Consider the following 18,038-nt stretch of genomic DNA (forward strand, 5'->3'; position numbering starts at 1 on the left):
CAATAAAATGCAGCTGATCGGCTGCATTTTTTATTATTTTGATCTCATCACGATTCTTATATAATCCGGCCTCAACTCCCAGACGAGATACTGCTTTGCACGCCAATATAACCCTACCTGAACCTTTTCTTGCGACAATTGAAGCGATACTGCCCACACATCTAACGATGAGTGATTTTATTGCAGCTTGCCAGCGTCCTTTGCGTAAAAGTATCCGAGTCAACACGCTAAAAATCTCTGTTGATAGCTTTTGTCAACGCGCCGTAGAAAAAGGATGGGCTTTATCACCAGTGCCTTGGTGTAACACGGGTTTTTGGATTGAAGCCGATGAGTCTGTCGTACCTTTGGGTAACACAGCCGAACATATGGCAGGGCTTTTTTACATTCAAGAAGCCAGTTCTATGATGCCGGTGTCCGCTCTGTTCACTGGCGATGAATCGTTCAATTCAGTACTCGACATGGCGGCGGCTCCGGGTTCAAAAACAACGCAAATTGCGGCGTGTATGGAAAATGAAGGCGTATTAGTCGCCAACGAATTTTCAGCCAGCCGTGTTAAAGTGCTGCATGCTAATATCGAACGCTGTGGTGTACGTAACAGTGCACTGAGCAATTTTGATGGTCGAGTCTTTGGCGGTTGGTTACCGGAACAATTTGATGCGGTGTTAATAGATGCGCCATGCTCAGGAGAAGGTACCATCCGTAAAGATCCTGATGCGATGAAAAACTGGAGCAAAGAATCTGTATTGTCGATTTCCACAACACAAAAAGATTTGATTGAAAGTGCGTTTCAAGCTTTAAAGCCCGGCGGTGTGATGGTCTACTCAACCTGTACATTGAGCACAGAAGAGAACCAACAAGTGTGCTTGCATCTAAAAGAAAAATATCCACAATCAGTTGAATTTGTTTCCCTTAGCTCATTGTTTGAAGATGCAAAAGCAGCTATTACAGACGAAGGGTTTTTGCATATATTCCCTCAAACTTATGATTGTGAAGGTTTTTTTGTTGCGAAAATCCGTAAACTTAGCTCTATACCCCACCCTGAAGTCAACAAACGCTTAGGTCAATTTCCTTTTGCGAAAGCCAACCTTAAACTCACACAAGAGATCACGGTTCAACTCATGAAAACGTTTGAAGTTGCGATCCCCGATAATACCAGTGTCTGGCTACGTGATAATGATGTATGGTTATTTCCAAACGCACTGGAACCTATGCTCGGCAAATTCCGCTTCTCTCGCATGGGGATAAAAATCGCTGAAACACATAAAAAAGGTTATCGCTGGCAACATCAAGTCGCTACATCATTAGCGACTGGTAACGAATCAAACTGCATCACACTATCGATTGAAGAAGCGCGAGATTGGTACATGGGCAGAGATGTCAGACCAACACTACAAACTGGCACTGGCGAAGTGCTGGTTAAACTCGGTAACGATGTGATTGGCCTAGGGAAATGGGTAGGAAACCGCATAAAAAATGGTTTACCAAGAGAACTCGTTAAAGATAAAAATTTGTTTTAAAATGCCAAAATATAGGGAAAAACCCTAGAAAATACGCGCAATTCTAGCGATAACAACTATACTTATGGGGAAGCACAAACACGACTATTTTAATGATTAGCGTAGGCTCGGAAGGGCCATTCCCCTAGGCCCAAAAACGGAAAAGTTTTGGGCCTTTTTTTGATCGTTAAGGGAAATAGATTGCAACAGGAGGTGAACGCCTCAGCTATACAAGATGAATTCCATCTTCCCCAATGGTAATTTTTCCCTGCTTGTACAAACCACCAATGCTCTTCTTAAAGGTTCCCTTACTGGTACGGAACATCGAAAAAATAGCTTCTGGTGTCGATTTATCACTTAATGGAAGAAAACCACCCTTTTTCTCAAGTAACTCTATGATCTTAGTGCTTAGCTCATCCATTTTTGCTACGCCAATTTTTTGCAGAGCTAGGTCAATTTTTCCATCTTCACGAATATTTTTGATGTAGCCTTTTAAGGTCTTACCAATAAACAACTTACCAAACACATCTGATGGGAAAATCATCCCCCAATGCTCGCCATTGATGATGGCCTTGTATCCGAGTTCTGAGTGTTCTGCAATTAATAGATCAACTTGCTGATTCTGCGTATAGTTTGCAGGGGTTTTGTCCAGCCACTTGTTGAATTTAGTTGTGCCTACGATGCGGCCGGAAGCCTTATCAGTGTAGACATACACTAAAATCATTTGTCCTTCTTTAAAACGAGCACGCTGTTCGCTGTAAGGCACCAATAAATCTTTACCCTTCAGACCCCAATCAACAAAAACACCAGTGCTATTCACACCCTGAACTTTCATCAATCCCCACTCGCCTACTTTTGCAATCGGTTTTTCAGTCGTCGCGGCAAGTTGATTGTCTGAATCGAAATACAAAAATACGTCTATTTTCTGCCCCAATTCAACCTCATCTGGGGTAAATCGTTTAGGCAGTAAAGTGGTTCCAAAATCTTCAGCATCCAAAAATACGCCGAAATCAGCAATCTTCACGACTTCTAAACTGTTTATTTGACCAACGTTAATCATTTACTATGTCTCACCTCAATTTTGCAGAGATTATACGTGATCTCTGTTATCCTTTCCTGCATTCAAGGGAAAAATAAGCATTTTTTCAGGAGCTTTCTTTGGTTAATGTCGATAAGCAAGATACCATCACGCTTAAAATTTCACATGCCATGTCTCAGAGCAAAGAACTTGATCTAGACATTTACCTATTCATTCCCGGTGATTTAGGTCTAACACCCGAAATACTTCCTGAATCTGACTTTTACTATAGCTTTATCCACCAAGAGCGTGCGTATTATAGTGATAAAACGTTACTGCCCTTAGTGCACAGCCGACTTGCACAACGAGGCCATCTCTCTTCTACTCAGTATCGAGTCAGTTTGAGTTTATTTGCTTATCAGTATGTTATCGCTCTAGATAAAGCTGTAGTACAACTCAATACGACGAGTGACACCGTCACATCAGATGAAGTTGATAGTGTCATTGAACTCTCTTTAGATATTTTGAAAAGATTGCGCCGCAGCATTCCTTATGAAGAGAGCTTAAAACGCTATTACGCCAATATTGATAACTATTTATCTTGGTATACTGAGCAAAAGTTTCTTTCCCTAGTCGCACACATGAACCGCGATGGTGAATATAAAACCATCAAAGAGCGTCTAATTACACTGGTTGAAAAAGAACAGGCACATCGTAAACTTAACAATTACAACTCGGCAAAGGCAGGGGAAGACATCACTCGGCTGAGTAACAAGATGCGCCTACTACGCCGTTTAATCGAGCATCCCATTGTGCTTAATGAACACGTCACCTCTTTAGGTAATAACATGAAGCGTGCCGTAAAAGGCATCGCGACTGGGCTTGTAATGCTGTTTGTCACCGTCATCGCCATTACAGCTCGCGACTATTGGGGGGAAATCACCGCCTCTTTTATCATCGCTATGTCGTTTGTTTATGCATTACGCGAGATCTTTAAAGATGACTTACGCGATATGCTGTGGCGCTGGATCCGTAAAGAAAAACCTAAATGGAAGCGTCGTTACATAGACCCAACGACCGGAAAATCTGTGGGTTACAAAATTGAATGGCTTGATTATACCAACCTGAGTAAATTACCAGACCGAATCAAAACAATTCGAAAGAAACGCATTGTTCAAAGGGAGGAACAGGTACTTCACTATCGCTCAGAAACGGCCATGTCAACTTCACGCTTCATGAGTGGCTATGAGGAAACACGCGAAACTTTACACATTGATCTACGCCCTATTACCCGTTTGATGGACAAAGGCTCTAATCGCATTTATCAGTTAAGTGGTGGTCAAGTGAGTCGAGAAACCGTAGAAAAACGGCACTTGCTCAACTTGATTATCAAAGAAGATAACCATAAAGAAGAGCCCCGCTACTACCGTTGGAAAATTGTTTTAAATAGAAATAAGATTGTCGACATTGAACCGATAGAATTAAGCGAGTAGTCTCTAATTCAGCCTTATTTACCAATACGCTTTAACGATAAAGTAAGATGAAACTCCGCCATAGGCTCGTCACCATGCAATGAAGGACAGGTTGCAATGATCTTTACTGTCTGATTGACTCGCTCTCCGGTCGCGATAGTTTCATCAAGCATACTGTCTATTAGCTGGCCATCATGGCAATGAAAATGGACATCCGCCTCCGGCCTTTTTAAAAACTCCGCACTAACCGCTTTAAACGCCAACGATACTTTGGAGCCACGCTGTTGTGCTTTATGCATTGCCATAAAACCGCCCGCTACGTCTGCACCAACGGCTAACACACCAAAATACATACTATTTAAATGATTTTTATTGCGACGTTTCAGTGGAATTCGAATTTCTACAGAGCGTTCGTTTAGCACTAAAATCTTTGGCCTGCAGGACCAAATCAATGGCACTTTTAAAAAACCAAACAGATTTAAGTAAAGATTCGCTTTTGTTAATGGGGAGAGCATGAGGCTTGACCTTTTCAATATGGTTGTCGGACCAGTTCAAGGTATACGCCGCGAAATGTCAATAAGTTGTTACAAAAAGTTAGGGTTGAGCGCAGCTATTCTGCGCCCAAATCAGATCATTACATTTTTACCACAACATCAGCCTGAACACTTTCAGCTAAGTGCTCCTGCAGCTTTGGATAACTTGCGAGTGCTTGGGTGACGACCAAAATCGGCTTATTCGCATGACGTGCCGCTTTTGATGCTAAATCGAGCAGCGTGATGACCGCCTCACTCTCTGGATTAAACAAATGGGAAAGTTCGGGATTCTCTTTATCAATGCCTAAGGTGTATTGTGTTAAGTTATCGACGTTGATCACCACACCATCAAAATAGTGCATCAAACGCTCTGCCAACAATGCCGCTGATGGAACATCGCAAGAATAAAGCACTTTCAAACCATCTAAACTCCGAGGTAAAGACTGCTCTGCCAGACGGTCAATGATCGTAGCCGCATCACTTAATGTTCGAACAAATGGCACCACAATTTCGATGTTCAATCCTTGCTTGCGCAATGCTTTGATCACAGCGCATTCATAACTAAACGCTTTCGCATACTGGTTGGAAGAAAAACGCGATACGCCACGCACTCCCATCGCTGGGTTAATTTCATCCGTTTCAACACTTCCACCGATCAACGCTTTATAAGTGTAACTATCTGCATCGCTCAAACAGACACGAATCGTAGTGTGATTTTTTTGAACCGCTGCTACTACTCTATCAACAATGGTTGACGTAAAGTGCTCCGCCACCGCTTTGTCATCAAGAATGGATTGCAAAGAGCCTTGCTCAAGTTCGGTTAGATTCGCAAAATGTTGCTCAATCGAAGGATGATAAAACAACGAATCTAAAATAATGTCGGACAGCGATACATACAAATGCTGGGCATTTCCACTTGATTCAATTGCCGCTGGAAGGGCATCACCTAAGATCAACTGAGGGTGGATCGTATCATGTTGTGCCAAACTCATTCATTACTCCCTACATTTTTAATTATCTTGCTCAGGAAAATACCCATAGCCGAGTATTAATTCAAGTAAAAGTAAATATTTATGATGAATTTATGAATAAAATTTCATCTCACAGATGATAAGCAATAAGTTTTCCGTTTTGGAGTTTATTCCTATTGCCAATTCCGTTATCTTTACCGCTTCGCAATAAGAGTACAGGCTTTACCATGCCATTAAAAACAGATGAATTAAGAACTCAAGCCTTGGGCCCAATGCCGACTCCGGCAGAGCTTGGAAATGCGCATCCGATCACAGACGACGTAGCAGAGCGCATCGCAAACTCACGCCGTCAAATTGAAAATATTCTGACTGGTCACGATGATCGCTTGTTAGTCATTGTCGGTCCGTGTTCAGTACACGACACTGAAGCAGCAATGGATTACGCTCAACGTTTGAGTGCGATCCAAGACCAATATAAAAATGAACTGTTTATCGTCATGCGTACCTATTTCGAGAAACCACGTACCGTTGTGGGCTGGAAAGGTTTGATTACGGATCCCAATCTGGATGGTTCATATGCACTGGAAACAGGGCTCAATAAAGCACGGAAATTATTATTAGATATCAACAAGCTAGGCCTTGCTACTGCGACTGAATTTTTAGACATGATCACCGGGCAATACATCGCAGATCTCATTACGTGGGGAGCTATTGGTGCGCGTACTACGGAATCTCAGATACACCGAGAAATGGCGTCTGCACTGTCATGCCCTGTCGGTTTTAAAAATGGCACGAATGGCAACATCAAAATTGCTATTGATGCCATTCGTGCGGCCCAAGCATCGCATTACTTTTACTCACCGGATAAAAATGGCCGTATGACCGTTTATCGTACCAGTGGTAACCCCTTTGGCCATGTTATTTTACGCGGTGGTGATACAGGGACAAACTATGACGCTGACTCCGTATCTGCAGCCTGCGAGCAACTGATCGAATTCGGCTTAGCCCCGCGCCTCATCGTAGATTTTAGCCACGCGAATTGCCAAAAGCAGCATAGAAAACAGATAGATGTAACGGCCGACATCTGCACACAAATACGTACAGGTAAGGATTTCGTTGCTGGTATTATGGCTGAAAGCTTCATTATCGAAGGTAATCAGCCAATGCATGACTTAAATAACCTCACCTATGGTCAATCGATTACCGATCCATGCTTAGGATGGGATGACACAGCAACTATGCTGGATATGCTGTCACAAGCGATCACTGACCGCCGTAACTTAAAGTAAATACTAAGCAATAGATAAGGAAACACCATGCCTTCTTTTGATATCGTTTCAGAAGTCGATACTGTTGAACTTCGTAATGCTGTCGATAATGCAAACCGAGAGCTTTCTACTCGTTTTGATTTTCGTAATGTAGAAGCTGGATTTGAACTCAAAGATGAAGTTGTAAAACTGTCTGCAGAAGATGATTTTCAATTGGGTCAAATGATGGATATTTTACGTGGTAACCTCGCTAAACGAGGTGTTGATGCCAAAGCGATGGAAGCGAAAGATTCCGTACATTCCGGCAAGCGCTGGTTTAAAGATGTCCAATTTAAACAAGGACTGGACTCGTTAACCTCCAAGAAAGTGGTAAAAGCCATTAAGGATGCCAAGCTCAAAGTCCAAGCATCCATTCAAGGTGAAAAAGTAAGAGTAACGGGTAAAAAGAGGGATGATTTACAATCAGTGATCGCTCTAATGCGTGAATCGGATATGGGCCAGCCATTCCAGTATGACAATTTCCGAGACTAACAGCACCACGAATAAAATATCAAAGCCACCTCATTAGGTGGCTTTTCAATCACTGATAACTGTCATTTACAATGAATCGATTCCTTCCTTCTGACTTCGCTTGGTATAACGCTTGGTCTGCACTCTCCATTGCACTCTGCCACGACAACGCCAACTTAGACACCGACTTCTCAGCAATTGCTCCAATGGAAACAGTTACAGGAACCCGCTGCCCTGCCCAGTAAAATGATGTTTGTTCGACTTGAGCACGAATTCTCTCCAAGACTTCTTTAATATGAGCTTCTGGTGCACTAATGATCATCACAAACTCTTCACCTCCCCACCTCATAAGTAGATCTTCAGGTCGAAGCTGCTGTTTCAGAATGGTAGATAATTCCCTTAACACTTCATCCCCCGCTTCATGACCATACTGATCATTTATTTTTTTGAAATAGTCGACATCAATTATGGCTAATAAATGTGGTTTATTATTAGTTGTTTCTTCCTGATAAGAAAACCAAGTATCAAGATATCTTCGGTTATACAAATCCGTGAGTGGGTCATGTGTAGATTCAACTTCTAACTTTGCATGATCCTGCTGTAAGGTTGAGTGTTTGATTTTAAATTTTTTATACTTCCGATAACTAATTAAAGATAAAAAGCTAATAATAATAAATAACAAAAAACACAACCATTCCCTAAATTCCTGAGCTTGTATCTGCAGCTTCTGTATATCGTTCTTAGCACTTAATAGCAATAATTCTTGTTCGTCGAGTTTTCTGTCAAATTGATTTTTTAGACTCAATGCCTCTTTTTCTCTAGACTGAAGGATAAGTTTTTTTTCTAATGTTGCCATTTTCTTATATTCAAACAATGCTTCATCATACCGACCTTTTTGTTCATAAATTCTTGAAATAATATCAGTAGCATATATTATCCTTGTCACATTATTGTGATCTGTATAAATTCCTACCGCTTCTTTGGCGCTCAAGATAGCCAATTCTAACTGAGTTTTTGCAAGGTAGACTTCCGCTAAACTCTCTTGACAGTATGCGGTAAATAAGGGATTAGACTCTTCCCTAGCAAGAGATAAACATCGAATCATAATATCTAAGGCATCTTCTGTCTCACCTTGATTTAATAAATTATCGGCTAAGTTAACCATAGTCTTAAACTGCAACTGTTTAGAACCTGTTTTCATCGCTCTATCAAAAGCAAGTTCAACATTGCGCTGCTGAGATTCTTCACGTCCTAGCGCTGTATCTATCACACTGGCATTAGTATATAAAATAGCTTCGGTGAGTGAGTTAGAGAAATTATTATTCTGGTATACTTTCAAAGATCTCTTACTATATATATCAGCGTTTTTCCAATCCTCCGTATGAATATACACAGTCGATATATTGTTTAGAATTATGCACATTTGTATAGCATATTTATTCCTATCAAATAATTGATAAGCAATTTGATAATATTTTAAGGCTTCTTTAAATTGGTTTGATCAAATGAAATATTACCCAATAAATTATAAACTCGCCCTTTCAACCCATTATATCCAATACGCTCAACCATCTCTAGAACATCATTGAGTAAGGATTCAGATTGAATTAATTGTTGTGATGAATATAATTCCTGTTCTTCATAAAAATAAGCCTCCGCAATAATCCAGTCTATATTGTATTGACGACCAATAGCCAATGCTTCCTCAGTAACTAGAGGAGTAATTCCCGCAAATTGTATTAAATTATTTTGTGAAAATATATAGAGAGCTTTTGCCTGAGGTGACCACCACTGTCGCCAATCCGTAAAAGAGTTTTTGATAACTTCAGGACGCTCAAAAGAATCATAATATAAATTGAGAAATGAGGCATCGCTTTTATTAATATTACAGCTCAAATAATCATCTGCACAGAACTCAGCTTCTTGCAGCTTTGAGTGACATTGTAACGACATAAAAATAGAAACCAAACTCACAATGCTAACCACAAGGAAGGATTTGAACGAACGTGGCATCGATTTATACATAGTACATAAGCTCTTCAGTTTTGAGTCATCTTCGTTTTATCAGGCTCGGTCTGCAACATAATCCGATAAAACAATAACCTATGGCACTATTTTTACAACATTAAGTCTTTCCCTACAAGCAAAGCGTACTCTGTTGTGTTTATAGGCAATAAAACACATATTCTTTTGCAATCAGACTTTGCTTGCTCAAGCTTTTCTGCAAGTTGCGCGGCATTCTTAAAACTTTCCCTTTCAGCATCACGGCGAACAAGATCAATCAATTCAAAAGGAGAATGTTGTTCATAAAAAACCACCTCTGCCCTTTGCATGTAACGTAGCGCTTTGATCGGCAGCATTTCAACATCATCGCCACAGCTTATCCATGTACATTGTGCTGATTCTTCTATAGGCACTAAGAGAGCTTGTTGGTATAAACGCTCTAATTCTTCACGGCTTACTGCATTTTCTGTTTTGGAATCACTTAAAAAGACTTCCCAAAACTTTCTTCTAGCACTGACAGAATTGAGTGATTGTTTAATTGAATTTCTCTTGGAGGCAGCGAAATCAGCAAGCAACGAGAGATTTTGCGGAAGAACCGCTTCCAATGTTTCTCGGATATTTCTCACCAACACTGGTGATGCACCACCACTGGATATTGCGATCTGAATTCGCCCACGGTTGACCATCGATGGCGTGATAAAATCACAGTATGGTTGATCATCGACAACATTGACCAAAACACCTGTCTTTCTTGCATCTTTATGCACTTGGTGATTAAGCGACGGATTATCCGTTGTGGCCCATACCTGCCAGTATTCTTTCGTTAATAGTTCTGATGAATAAAAGTTTTGAACCCATTGGCAACGATTCTGCTCTACCAGTTCTAAAAGATAACGTTCAATCTTAGGTGATACGACGGTGACTTGAGCCCCAGCTCGAATCAATGCTTCTACTTTTCGACAGGCGACTTCGCCCCCACCCACAACCAGCACTGGTTTGCCCAATAAATTCAAAAACAGAGGAAAATACTGCATTTCATTCCATGAATAATCTAGATAACTATTCGCTTGATGCTACCAAAAATAGGGCATCTGCGACACTAATTAAATGCAGCCAAATAATTATCAACCAAATTTTCGCCATTATACAGTTGAAAATCCTGACAACATACTAATGACACAATTGTTAATTTTACGTTAAAAGAGAAATATACTGCTTCTATTCTGTTGCCCCACTATTGAACACGGTTGCACTATTTACAATCGTGCAACATTTGTTCATTCTAGCTGCAGCTTAGGTTTGTGAATCTAATCAAAAATCTTTCAAATTACTAATTTGAGAAAATACAAATCATTACCTACGCTTATAAACGGTTGATTTGTAAATGTGCGATTGCATGCAAATACAACTTGGAAAGCTACACAACAACATTTTTAGTACGTTGTATCAGGTGTCACCTGGTTTAACATGGATCATACAGGAAGGATACAAATGGCGAATAAACTCACTGTTCTTGCTTCTGTTGTAGCAGCTTCTACTGCCATGATGGCGACGACAGCTTCAGCAGCAGATAGCACTTTAGATAAAGTACTTTCGCAAGGTTTTATTACTTGTGGTGTGAGCACTGGTCTACCAGGCTTTTCCAACCCGAACTCAAAAGGGGAATGGGAAGGCATTGATGTTGAATATTGCCAGGCACTTGCCGCAGCAGTTCTTGGTGACAAATCGAAAGTAAAATATGTTCCACTCACAGCAAAAGAACGGTTTACCGCCCTACAATCAGGTGAAATCGATGTTCTTTCGCGCAATACAACCTGGACGCTCCAACGCGACGCAGCACTCGGCCTTAATTTTGTCGGCGTAAACTATTATGACGGTCAAGGGTTCATGGTGAAAAAAGACCTAGGAGTGAAAAGTGCAAAAGAGCTTGATGGGGCATCGGTTTGTGTCCAATCCGGTACAACTACTGAGCTGAACTTGGCGGACTACTTCCGCAACACGGGCATGAAATACAAACCTGTGGTATTCGATACAGCAGCGCAAACCTCAAAAGGTTTTGACGCGGGCCGTTGCGATGCTCTAACAACCGACCAATCCGGTTTGTATGCGCTACGTTTGAACTTAACTGATCCTAACGTCGCGGTTGTATTACCTGAAATCATTTCTAAAGAACCACTTGGGCCCGTTGTTCGTCAAGATGATGACAAGTGGTTTAACGTGGCGAAATGGACTCTCAATGCGATGGTTAACGCAGAAGAGTACGGTATTACCTCAAAAAATGCAGATGAAATGCTTAAATCTAGCGATCCTAATATCAAACGCATACTTGGCCTGGACGGTCCTAAGGGTAAAGGTTTGGGCATTCGCGATGATTGGGGATACCAAATTGTAAAACAAGTCGGTAACTATGGTGAAAGTTTTGAACGCACTGTAGGTAAAGGTTCTCCACTACAAATCGCACGAGGTGCGAATGCGTTGTGGAATGCTGGCGGCTTTATGTACGCTCCACCACTTCGTTAATAGTCACACAATCCCAAATAGGCGGTTTTAACCGCCTTTTTGGAAAAATGGATTTGAGGTTATAGTTGTATGAAACCTACTAAAACTATTGCGGCTAGCTCAGGGGCTCCCTCGGCTAAAAGCGCAAATTTGTTCTACAATCCTACTTTTCGTTCAGTCGCCTTTCAAATTATTGCTGTTCTCGTTCTGTTTTTTTTCTTTTACACCATTGTGACCAATGCACTTTCTAACTTAAGTTCTCGAGGCATTGCCACGGGGTTTGACTTCCTAGATCAAGAAGCTGGCTTTGGGATTGGCCTTACTTTGATCGAATACAATGAAACCTTTAGTTATGGACGAACTTTTATCATAGGTTTGCTCAATACCGCGCTAGTTTCTTTTTTAGGCGTTGTATTTGCCACCCTTTTAGGTTTTTTTATCGGTATTGCCCGTCTCTCTTCTAACTGGTTAGTCAGTCGACTTGCTGCTGTGTATATAGAAATCTTCCGTAATATTCCTTTATTACTGCAAATTTTCTTTTGGTATTTTGCCGTGTTACAGGCTCTACCATCGCCTAGGCAAAGCATGCAGTTAGGGGATTCTATTTTTCTCAATGTACGTGGTCTGTTCTTCCCTGCTCCCATTTTCGAAAGTGGCAGCACATTTATCTTTATTGCCTTTCTTGCTGGCTTACTAACCACCTTAATTATTGGCATTTGGGCTCGAAACAAACAGCGTTTAACAGGTCAGCAGACGCCTATGGGTAGAATTGCGGCTATCTTGTGCATTCTACTTCCTGTCATTGTGTACTTTGCTATGGGCCGTCCAGTGTCAGCAGAGTATCCACAACTGCAAGGGTTCAACTTCCAAGGTGGCATCAGTATTATCCCTGAGTTAGCCGCACTGCTGATTGCACTAAGTATTTATACGGCCGCATTTATTGCCGAAATTGTCCGTTCTGGCATTAATGCGGTGAGCCATGGTCAATCCGAAGCAGCAATGTCATTAGGATTATCTCGTTCAAAAACATTAAAACTCGTGGTCATTCCTCAAGCGCTGCGCATCATCATTCCACCACTCACCAGCCAATATCTGAACTTAACCAAAAACTCATCATTAGCGATGGCGATTGGCTACCCTGATTTGGTTTCTGTTTTTGCCGGCACAACGCTCAATCAAACGGGTCAAGCGATTGAAATTATTGCGATGACTATGGGTGTTTACCTCACTCTCAGTTTAACGACATCGGCATTAATGAATATCTATAACCGTAAAGTTGCTTTGGTGGAGAGATAAGATGAAAGTACATCAGTTTCAACCTAACTTGCCACCGCCAGCCAATACCGTTGGCTTCATTGGGTGGCTGCGCAAAAATCTTTTTAATAACGCACTCAATTCCATCGTTACACTGATCTTAGGGTATTTCGCCTTCTGGCTTGTTTGGCATACTGTCGATTGGGCGATTATTAATGCCGATTGGGTAGGCACACAACGTAGTGATTGCACCCGGGAGGGGGCGTGTTGGGTGTTTATTAGCGTACGCTGGGATCAGTTTATGTATGGATTTTATCCAGAAGCTGAGCTCTGGCGACCTCGCCTCTTCTATTTCACTCTTGCTATTTTTAGTGCGTTGCTCGCCTATGAAAATACACCGAAAAAAACGTGGATTTGGTTGTTTTTTGTCAACATTTACCCATTTCTTATCGCGGCGTTACTCTATGGAGGCTTTTTCGGCCTAGAAGTGGTTGAAACGCATAAGTGGGGAGGCTTATTAGTTACGCTGATCATTGCCTTAGTTGGGATTGTTGTTTCGTTACCGATTGGCGTTGTACTGGCGTTGGGCCGACGTTCCGAGATGCCCATTATTCGCAGCCTATGTACCGTTTACATCGAGGTTTGGAGAGGTGTGCCACTGATTACAGTTTTGTTTATGGCATCCGTTATGCTGCCTCTGTTCCTCTCGCAAGGCTCAGAAACGGATAAATTGGTTAGAGCATTAATTGGGGTGGTTATGTTCAGTTCGGCTTATATGGCAGAAGTGGTTCGTGGTGGTTTACAAGCGATACCTAAAGGTCAATACGAAGCCGCCGATGCGTTAGGTTTAAGTTACTGGAAAAAAGTCGGTTTGATTATTTTGCCGCAAGCACTGAAGATCACGATCCCATCTATCGTTAATACCTTCATTGGCCTATTTAAAGATACCAGCTTAGTACTCATTATCGGGATGTTTGACGTGCTCGGTATTGGACAAGCTGCCAATACCGATCCGGATTGGTTAGGCTTTTCTACTGAAAGTTATATATTTGTCGCGTTAGTGTTCTGGGTGTTCTGCTTTTCTATGTCTAGATATTCGATATGGCTTGAAAACAAACTCCATACTGGTCACAAACGATAACTACAAATCAAGGACGTATTATGACGCAGCAACGCAACCTCGCACCTTCTGAAGAAATCATGATTCAGATTAATGATATGAATAAATGGTACGGTGAATTTCATGTACTAAAGAACATCAATCTTACCGTTAAAAAAGGCGAAAAGATCGTTATTTGTGGCCCTTCAGGCTCAGGGAAATCGACCATGATTCGCTGTATTAACCGCTTGGAAGAGCACCAAAAAGGACAAATCGTCGTCGCGGGCAACGAACTGACGGAAGATCTTAAAAATATCGAAGCTGTGCGACGCGAGGTCGGTATGTGCTTCCAACATTTCAATCTTTTTCCACATTTAACCGTGTTAGAAAACTGTACACTCGCTCCAATTTGGGTAAAAAAGATGCCTAAAGGAGAAGCTGAAGCGGTTGCGATGAAGTACTTGGAACGCGTAAAGATTCCTGATCAAGCAGACAAATATCCCGGTCAACTTTCTGGCGGTCAGCAGCAACGAGTTGCGATTGCACGCTCATTGTGCATGAACCCACAGATTATGTTATTTGATGAGCCAACATCTGCACTTGACCCGGAAATGGTACGAGAAGTATTAGATGTTATGGTTGAACTTGCAGGAGAAGGCATGACGATGCTTTGTGTTACCCATGAGATGGGCTTTGCTAAAGAAGTGGCCGATCGCGTTATTTTCATGGATGCTGGTGAGATCATTGAAGAAAATAACCCTGTTGAATTTTTTGAAAATCCTCAATCCGATAGAACGCGCAATTTTCTCTCTCAAATTCTCCATCATTAATGGATTAACGACCAACAAAGAGAGAGGTGAACATCACCTCTCTCTTTGTGTATGAGCATAGACACATGGTGTTACACATTCTTTAACATCTAAGTGACTATTTTTATTAAAATTTACACAAAACAAATACGATACAGGGCTTGCTTTTTAGCTCATTCAGCCCCATAAATGTACAAACAAACATAAACCCTTACGAGGAAGATTATGAACAGCCCTATGTTTACTCGCTCAGCTAGCTTAGAGAGCACACTACAAACTAATAAAGTGTTGAAGAATACTTACTTCTTGCTTTCAATGACTCTTATCACCAGTGCTATTGCTGCGATGGCAACAATGGCAATGCAGATTTCACCATTCATGGCACTCGCTATGCAGTTGGGAGCAATCGGTATTCTATTCTTCGTGATGCCTAAAGCCATTAATTCTTCTTCTGGTATAGTGTGGACATTTGTGTTCACCACATTAATGGGCGGTGCTCTGGGCCCAATGCTTAATCACTATGCGGCAATCCCGAATGGCTCTAGCATTATTGCTCAGGCACTCGGTCTTACTGGCCTTGTTTTTATGGGCTTATCCGCTTATACCATTACGACTAAAAAAGACTTTTCGTTCATGAGAAGTTTTTTAATGGCAGGCCTAATTATTGTCATCGTTGCGGCGATTATTAATATTTTTGTTGGTTCTACCGTTGGCCAACTTGCGATCAGCAGCATCGCGGCGCTCGTGTTTTCTGGTTTTATCCTATTTGACACAAGCCGCATCGTACGAGGTGAAGAGACAAACTACATTAGTGCTACCATCTCAATGTATCTAAATATTCTGAACTTGTTCACAAGCTTATTGGCTATTCTAGGCATTATGAACGACGACTAATTCACGTCGATATTTTGTCCAAACGAGCCCGCAAGCCACAGCTTGCGGGCTTTTTGCTTTCTAAACAGTTGAGATCACACATTCACTACGCTACCCTAAACGCGGATTTTTAATCGAGTAATAAAGATGTTTGAATACAATGGTAAAACCGTCGAAACTGATTCTCAGGGTTACCTCCTAGACCATACCCAATGGGAAGAAGGAATGATCCAGACACTGGCCAGTCAGGAAGATATCGAGTTAACCGACGCTCATCTAGAAGTCATTTTGTTCGTGCGCCACTTTTATGAAGAGTTTAATACTTCACCCGCAGTGCGTATGTTAGTCAAAGCGATGGAAAAAGCGCATGGTCCGGAAAAAGGCAATAGCAAATATCTATTCAAACTCTTTAAAAAAGGCCCGGCCAAACAAGCAACTAAACTTGCTGGGTTACCAAAACCTGCCAAATGCTTGTAGTGCGAAACTAAGCCCCAAGCAACTTAACCATACAAAGTACAAAGCGTTGCTACTTTTAAAGTATTTCGAATCCGCTATATTTTTCAGTATAAGAAAGAAGTGATTCACGCGACACAGACATTACTTTCGCCGTTTTGGGGCCTTGTTGAAGCCACTGATAAAACTGCTCCAAATTTTCACTATTCCCAATGGCGATGACTTCAACCTCGCCGTTATGTAAATTTTTAGCATAGCCTGTTAAGCCTAGCTTTAGTCCTTGATGAGCGGTGTGATAACGAAAACCAACCCCTTGGACCCTACCTGTCACGATAAACTTGTCGCACTGTTGAGCCATTTGGATCCCTCTCTATGTTTAAATACTCAATCATTTATCTACTAAAATGCGTCTTCACCATAATGAAAGAAATGGCAATGGGTTAATTTGATGTACATCCCATAGACACTCTCCCCAAACAATTTCCTTTATTTACGTATGACGCTCGCTCTTTGTTTGCTTTCCATTACCTTTTCTATGAAAATACGCCCCCATTTTGAATATTCATCGAGTAATGTATGACAGCTGCAATCTATCTAGTCAAAGGCCGTGAAAAATCTTTGCGCCGTAAACATCCATGGGTCTTTTCCCGAGGGATCAGCAAGGTAGAAGGTGAGCCTAGCCTTGGAGAGACCGTCGACGTTTATACTCATGATAATCAGTGGTTAGCAAAAGCAGCCTATTCCCCTACTTCTCAAATTCGAGCTCGCGTTTGGAGCTTTGAGAAGCAGGAGATCAATGTCGATTTTTTTGTGACACGGCTCGAAGATGCACTGTTAGTTCGCCAGGAGATTATTGAACGAGATGGTCTTACAGGCTTTAGGCTGATTGCAGCAGAATCAGATGGGTTGCCAGGTATTACTATCGATAAGTATCAAGATTATCTAGTATGCCAACTGCTTAGTGCAGGGGCTGAATACCATAAAACGAATATTGTTAAAGCGCTGACAATCGTTTTCCCAGAGTGCCATGTTTACGAACGTTCAGATGTTGCCGTTCGTAAAAAAGAAGGTTTGGAAGAGCGCATGGGCGTGCTGCATGGCGATGAGCCGCCAAAATCAGTCATTATCGAAGAAAATGGCGTAAAAATTAGCGTCGATATTGTTGGTGGACACAAAACAGGCTTTTACCTAGACCAACGTGACAGCCGCCAGAAATCGATAAAATATGTAAAGGATAAAGATGTCCTTAACTGCTTTTGTTATACCGGAGGCTTCGGTTTGTACGCTCTTAAAGGCGGTGCCAAACGTGTAATTAATGCCGACGTCTCACAACCTGCATTAGATACCGCCAAATACAATGCAGAGATCAATCAATTCGATATCTCCAAAAAACGCGCTGTATTTTTGAATGCCGATGTTTTCAAATTATTGCGAGAATACCGTGATCAAGGAACGCTGTTTGATGTTGTGATCATGGATCCACCTAAGTTCGTATCGAGTAAAAATAACCTGACCTCTGGTGCAAATGGTTATAAAGACATCAATATGTTGGCAATGCAAATTTTAAAACCCGGTGGCACTTTACTCACTTATTCATGCTCTGGCCTTATGGGCACAGATCTCTTCCAAAAAATCATTGCGGATGCGGCGCTTGATGCAGGTCGCAGCGTTAAATTTGTTGAAAGGTTCGAGCAAGCCGCTGACCACTTAACAGATTCAGCCTACCCTGAAGGGTTTTATCTAAAAGGGTTCGCTTGTAAGGTCTTGTAAGCCGTATTT

The 18,038-nt window shown here is 41.6% G+C and carries 18 protein-coding genes; 11 read left to right on the forward strand and 7 right to left on the reverse strand.

The annotated features are described in order from the left end of the window. Positions 1 to 95 precede the first annotated feature (95 nt). Positions 96 to 1,517 carry a 16S rRNA (cytosine(1407)-C(5))-methyltransferase RsmF gene (rsmF, locus tag AACT42_RS05910; RefSeq protein ID WP_202599493.1) on the forward strand — a complete coding sequence of 474 codons (1,422 nt, stop codon included), beginning with the start codon at positions 96 to 98 and terminating at the stop codon, positions 1,515 to 1,517. A gap of 205 nt (positions 1,518 to 1,722) precedes the next feature. On the opposite strand, the gene AACT42_RS05915 is transcribed toward rsmF, so the two are convergent. Continuing rightward, positions 1,723 to 2,556 carry a CvfB family protein gene (locus AACT42_RS05915; RefSeq protein ID WP_094131837.1) on the reverse strand — a complete coding sequence of 278 codons (834 nt, stop codon included), beginning with the start codon at positions 2,554 to 2,556 and terminating at the stop codon, positions 1,723 to 1,725. Positions 2,557 to 2,654: 98 nt separating this feature from the next. Here AACT42_RS05915 and AACT42_RS05920 point away from each other — a divergent pair, with 98 nt between their 5' ends. Beyond that, complete coding sequence (locus tag AACT42_RS05920; protein ID WP_069212045.1) at positions 2,655 to 4,007, forward strand: hypothetical protein; 1,353 nt, start codon at positions 2,655 to 2,657, stop codon at positions 4,005 to 4,007. A gap of 14 nt (positions 4,008 to 4,021) precedes the next feature. On the opposite strand, the gene AACT42_RS05925 is transcribed toward AACT42_RS05920, so the two are convergent. Both AACT42_RS05925 and AACT42_RS05930 read right to left on the reverse strand, forming a co-directional pair. Further along, on the reverse strand, positions 4,022 to 4,501 hold the full coding sequence (locus AACT42_RS05925) for a PaaI family thioesterase (RefSeq protein WP_017047658.1): 480 nt from the start codon (positions 4,499 to 4,501) through the stop codon (positions 4,022 to 4,024). Positions 4,502 to 4,620: 119 nt separating this feature from the next. Further along, positions 4,621 to 5,511, reverse strand: a complete 891-nt coding sequence (locus tag AACT42_RS05930) for a putative PEP-binding protein (RefSeq protein ID WP_094131838.1) — start codon at positions 5,509 to 5,511, stop codon at positions 4,621 to 4,623. Positions 5,512 to 5,717: 206 nt separating this feature from the next. Here AACT42_RS05930 and AACT42_RS05935 point away from each other — a divergent pair, with 206 nt between their 5' ends. Further along, on the forward strand, positions 5,718 to 6,779 hold the full coding sequence (locus AACT42_RS05935; RefSeq protein WP_094131839.1) for a 3-deoxy-7-phosphoheptulonate synthase: 1,062 nt from the start codon (positions 5,718 to 5,720) through the stop codon (positions 6,777 to 6,779). Between the two features lie 27 nt (positions 6,780 to 6,806). Continuing rightward, positions 6,807 to 7,289, forward strand: a complete 483-nt coding sequence (locus AACT42_RS05940; RefSeq protein WP_094131840.1) for a YajQ family cyclic di-GMP-binding protein — start codon at positions 6,807 to 6,809, stop codon at positions 7,287 to 7,289. A 49-nt stretch (positions 7,290 to 7,338) separates the two neighbouring features. On the opposite strand, the gene AACT42_RS05945 is transcribed toward AACT42_RS05940, so the two are convergent. From AACT42_RS05945 to AACT42_RS05955, 3 genes are all read right to left on the reverse strand, one after another. Further along, a complete protein-coding gene (locus AACT42_RS05945) occupies positions 7,339 to 8,607 on the reverse strand; it encodes a tetratricopeptide repeat-containing diguanylate cyclase (protein ID WP_254918704.1) in 1,269 nt (422 codons plus the stop codon). 137 nt (positions 8,608 to 8,744) lie between these two features. Beyond that, positions 8,745 to 9,242, reverse strand: coding sequence for a hypothetical protein (locus AACT42_RS05950; protein WP_254918746.1), 498 nt, complete (start codon positions 9,240 to 9,242; stop codon positions 8,745 to 8,747). A 143-nt stretch (positions 9,243 to 9,385) separates the two neighbouring features. Next, complete coding sequence (locus AACT42_RS05955) at positions 9,386 to 10,306, reverse strand: precorrin-2 dehydrogenase/sirohydrochlorin ferrochelatase family protein (protein WP_094133182.1); 921 nt, start codon at positions 10,304 to 10,306, stop codon at positions 9,386 to 9,388. A 457-nt stretch (positions 10,307 to 10,763) separates the two neighbouring features. On the opposite strand from AACT42_RS05955, the gene AACT42_RS05960 reads away from it, so the two are divergent. The 6 genes from AACT42_RS05960 to AACT42_RS05985 all read left to right on the forward strand — a co-directional run bounded on the left by AACT42_RS05960 (position 10,764) and on the right by AACT42_RS05985 (position 16,283). Beyond that, complete coding sequence (locus AACT42_RS05960) at positions 10,764 to 11,792, forward strand: amino acid ABC transporter substrate-binding protein (protein WP_026027113.1); 1,029 nt, start codon at positions 10,764 to 10,766, stop codon at positions 11,790 to 11,792. A gap of 69 nt (positions 11,793 to 11,861) precedes the next feature. Beyond that, entirely contained in the window at positions 11,862 to 13,067 is a 1,206-nt protein-coding gene (locus tag AACT42_RS05965) for an amino acid ABC transporter permease (protein WP_088728833.1), read from the forward strand. Position 13,068: 1 nt separating this feature from the next. Further along, positions 13,069 to 14,166: an amino acid ABC transporter permease gene (locus AACT42_RS05970; protein WP_026028006.1), complete on the forward strand. Its 1,098-nt coding sequence runs from the start codon at positions 13,069 to 13,071 to the stop codon at positions 14,164 to 14,166. Positions 14,167 to 14,186: 20 nt separating this feature from the next. Beyond that, the gene (locus AACT42_RS05975; protein WP_013856933.1) at positions 14,187 to 14,954 is read left to right on the forward strand and encodes an amino acid ABC transporter ATP-binding protein; all 768 of its coding nucleotides are present in this window, start codon (positions 14,187 to 14,189) and stop codon (positions 14,952 to 14,954) included. Between the two features lie 204 nt (positions 14,955 to 15,158). Beyond that, positions 15,159 to 15,827 (forward strand): Bax inhibitor-1 family protein, encoded by a 669-nt coding sequence (locus tag AACT42_RS05980; RefSeq protein ID WP_010318447.1) that lies wholly within the window; start codon positions 15,159 to 15,161, stop codon positions 15,825 to 15,827. Between the two features lie 126 nt (positions 15,828 to 15,953). Beyond that, positions 15,954 to 16,283 carry a TusE/DsrC/DsvC family sulfur relay protein gene (locus AACT42_RS05985; protein ID WP_017041982.1) on the forward strand — a complete coding sequence of 110 codons (330 nt, stop codon included), beginning with the start codon at positions 15,954 to 15,956 and terminating at the stop codon, positions 16,281 to 16,283. Positions 16,284 to 16,338: 55 nt separating this feature from the next. Here AACT42_RS05985 and yccX read toward each other — a convergent pair whose 3' ends face one another. Further along, positions 16,339 to 16,617, reverse strand: a complete 279-nt coding sequence (yccX, locus tag AACT42_RS05990) for an acylphosphatase (protein WP_029388310.1) — start codon at positions 16,615 to 16,617, stop codon at positions 16,339 to 16,341. A gap of 218 nt (positions 16,618 to 16,835) precedes the next feature. Here yccX and AACT42_RS05995 point away from each other — a divergent pair, with 218 nt between their 5' ends. Beyond that, complete coding sequence (locus tag AACT42_RS05995; RefSeq protein ID WP_088732374.1) at positions 16,836 to 18,029, forward strand: class I SAM-dependent methyltransferase; 1,194 nt, start codon at positions 16,836 to 16,838, stop codon at positions 18,027 to 18,029. Positions 18,030 to 18,038: the final 9 nt, after the last annotated feature.

The sequence above is a fragment of the Vibrio sp. V15_P4S5T153 genome (assembly GCF_963874485.1).
Lineage (GTDB): Bacteria > Pseudomonadota > Gammaproteobacteria > Enterobacterales > Vibrionaceae > Vibrio > Vibrio anguillarum.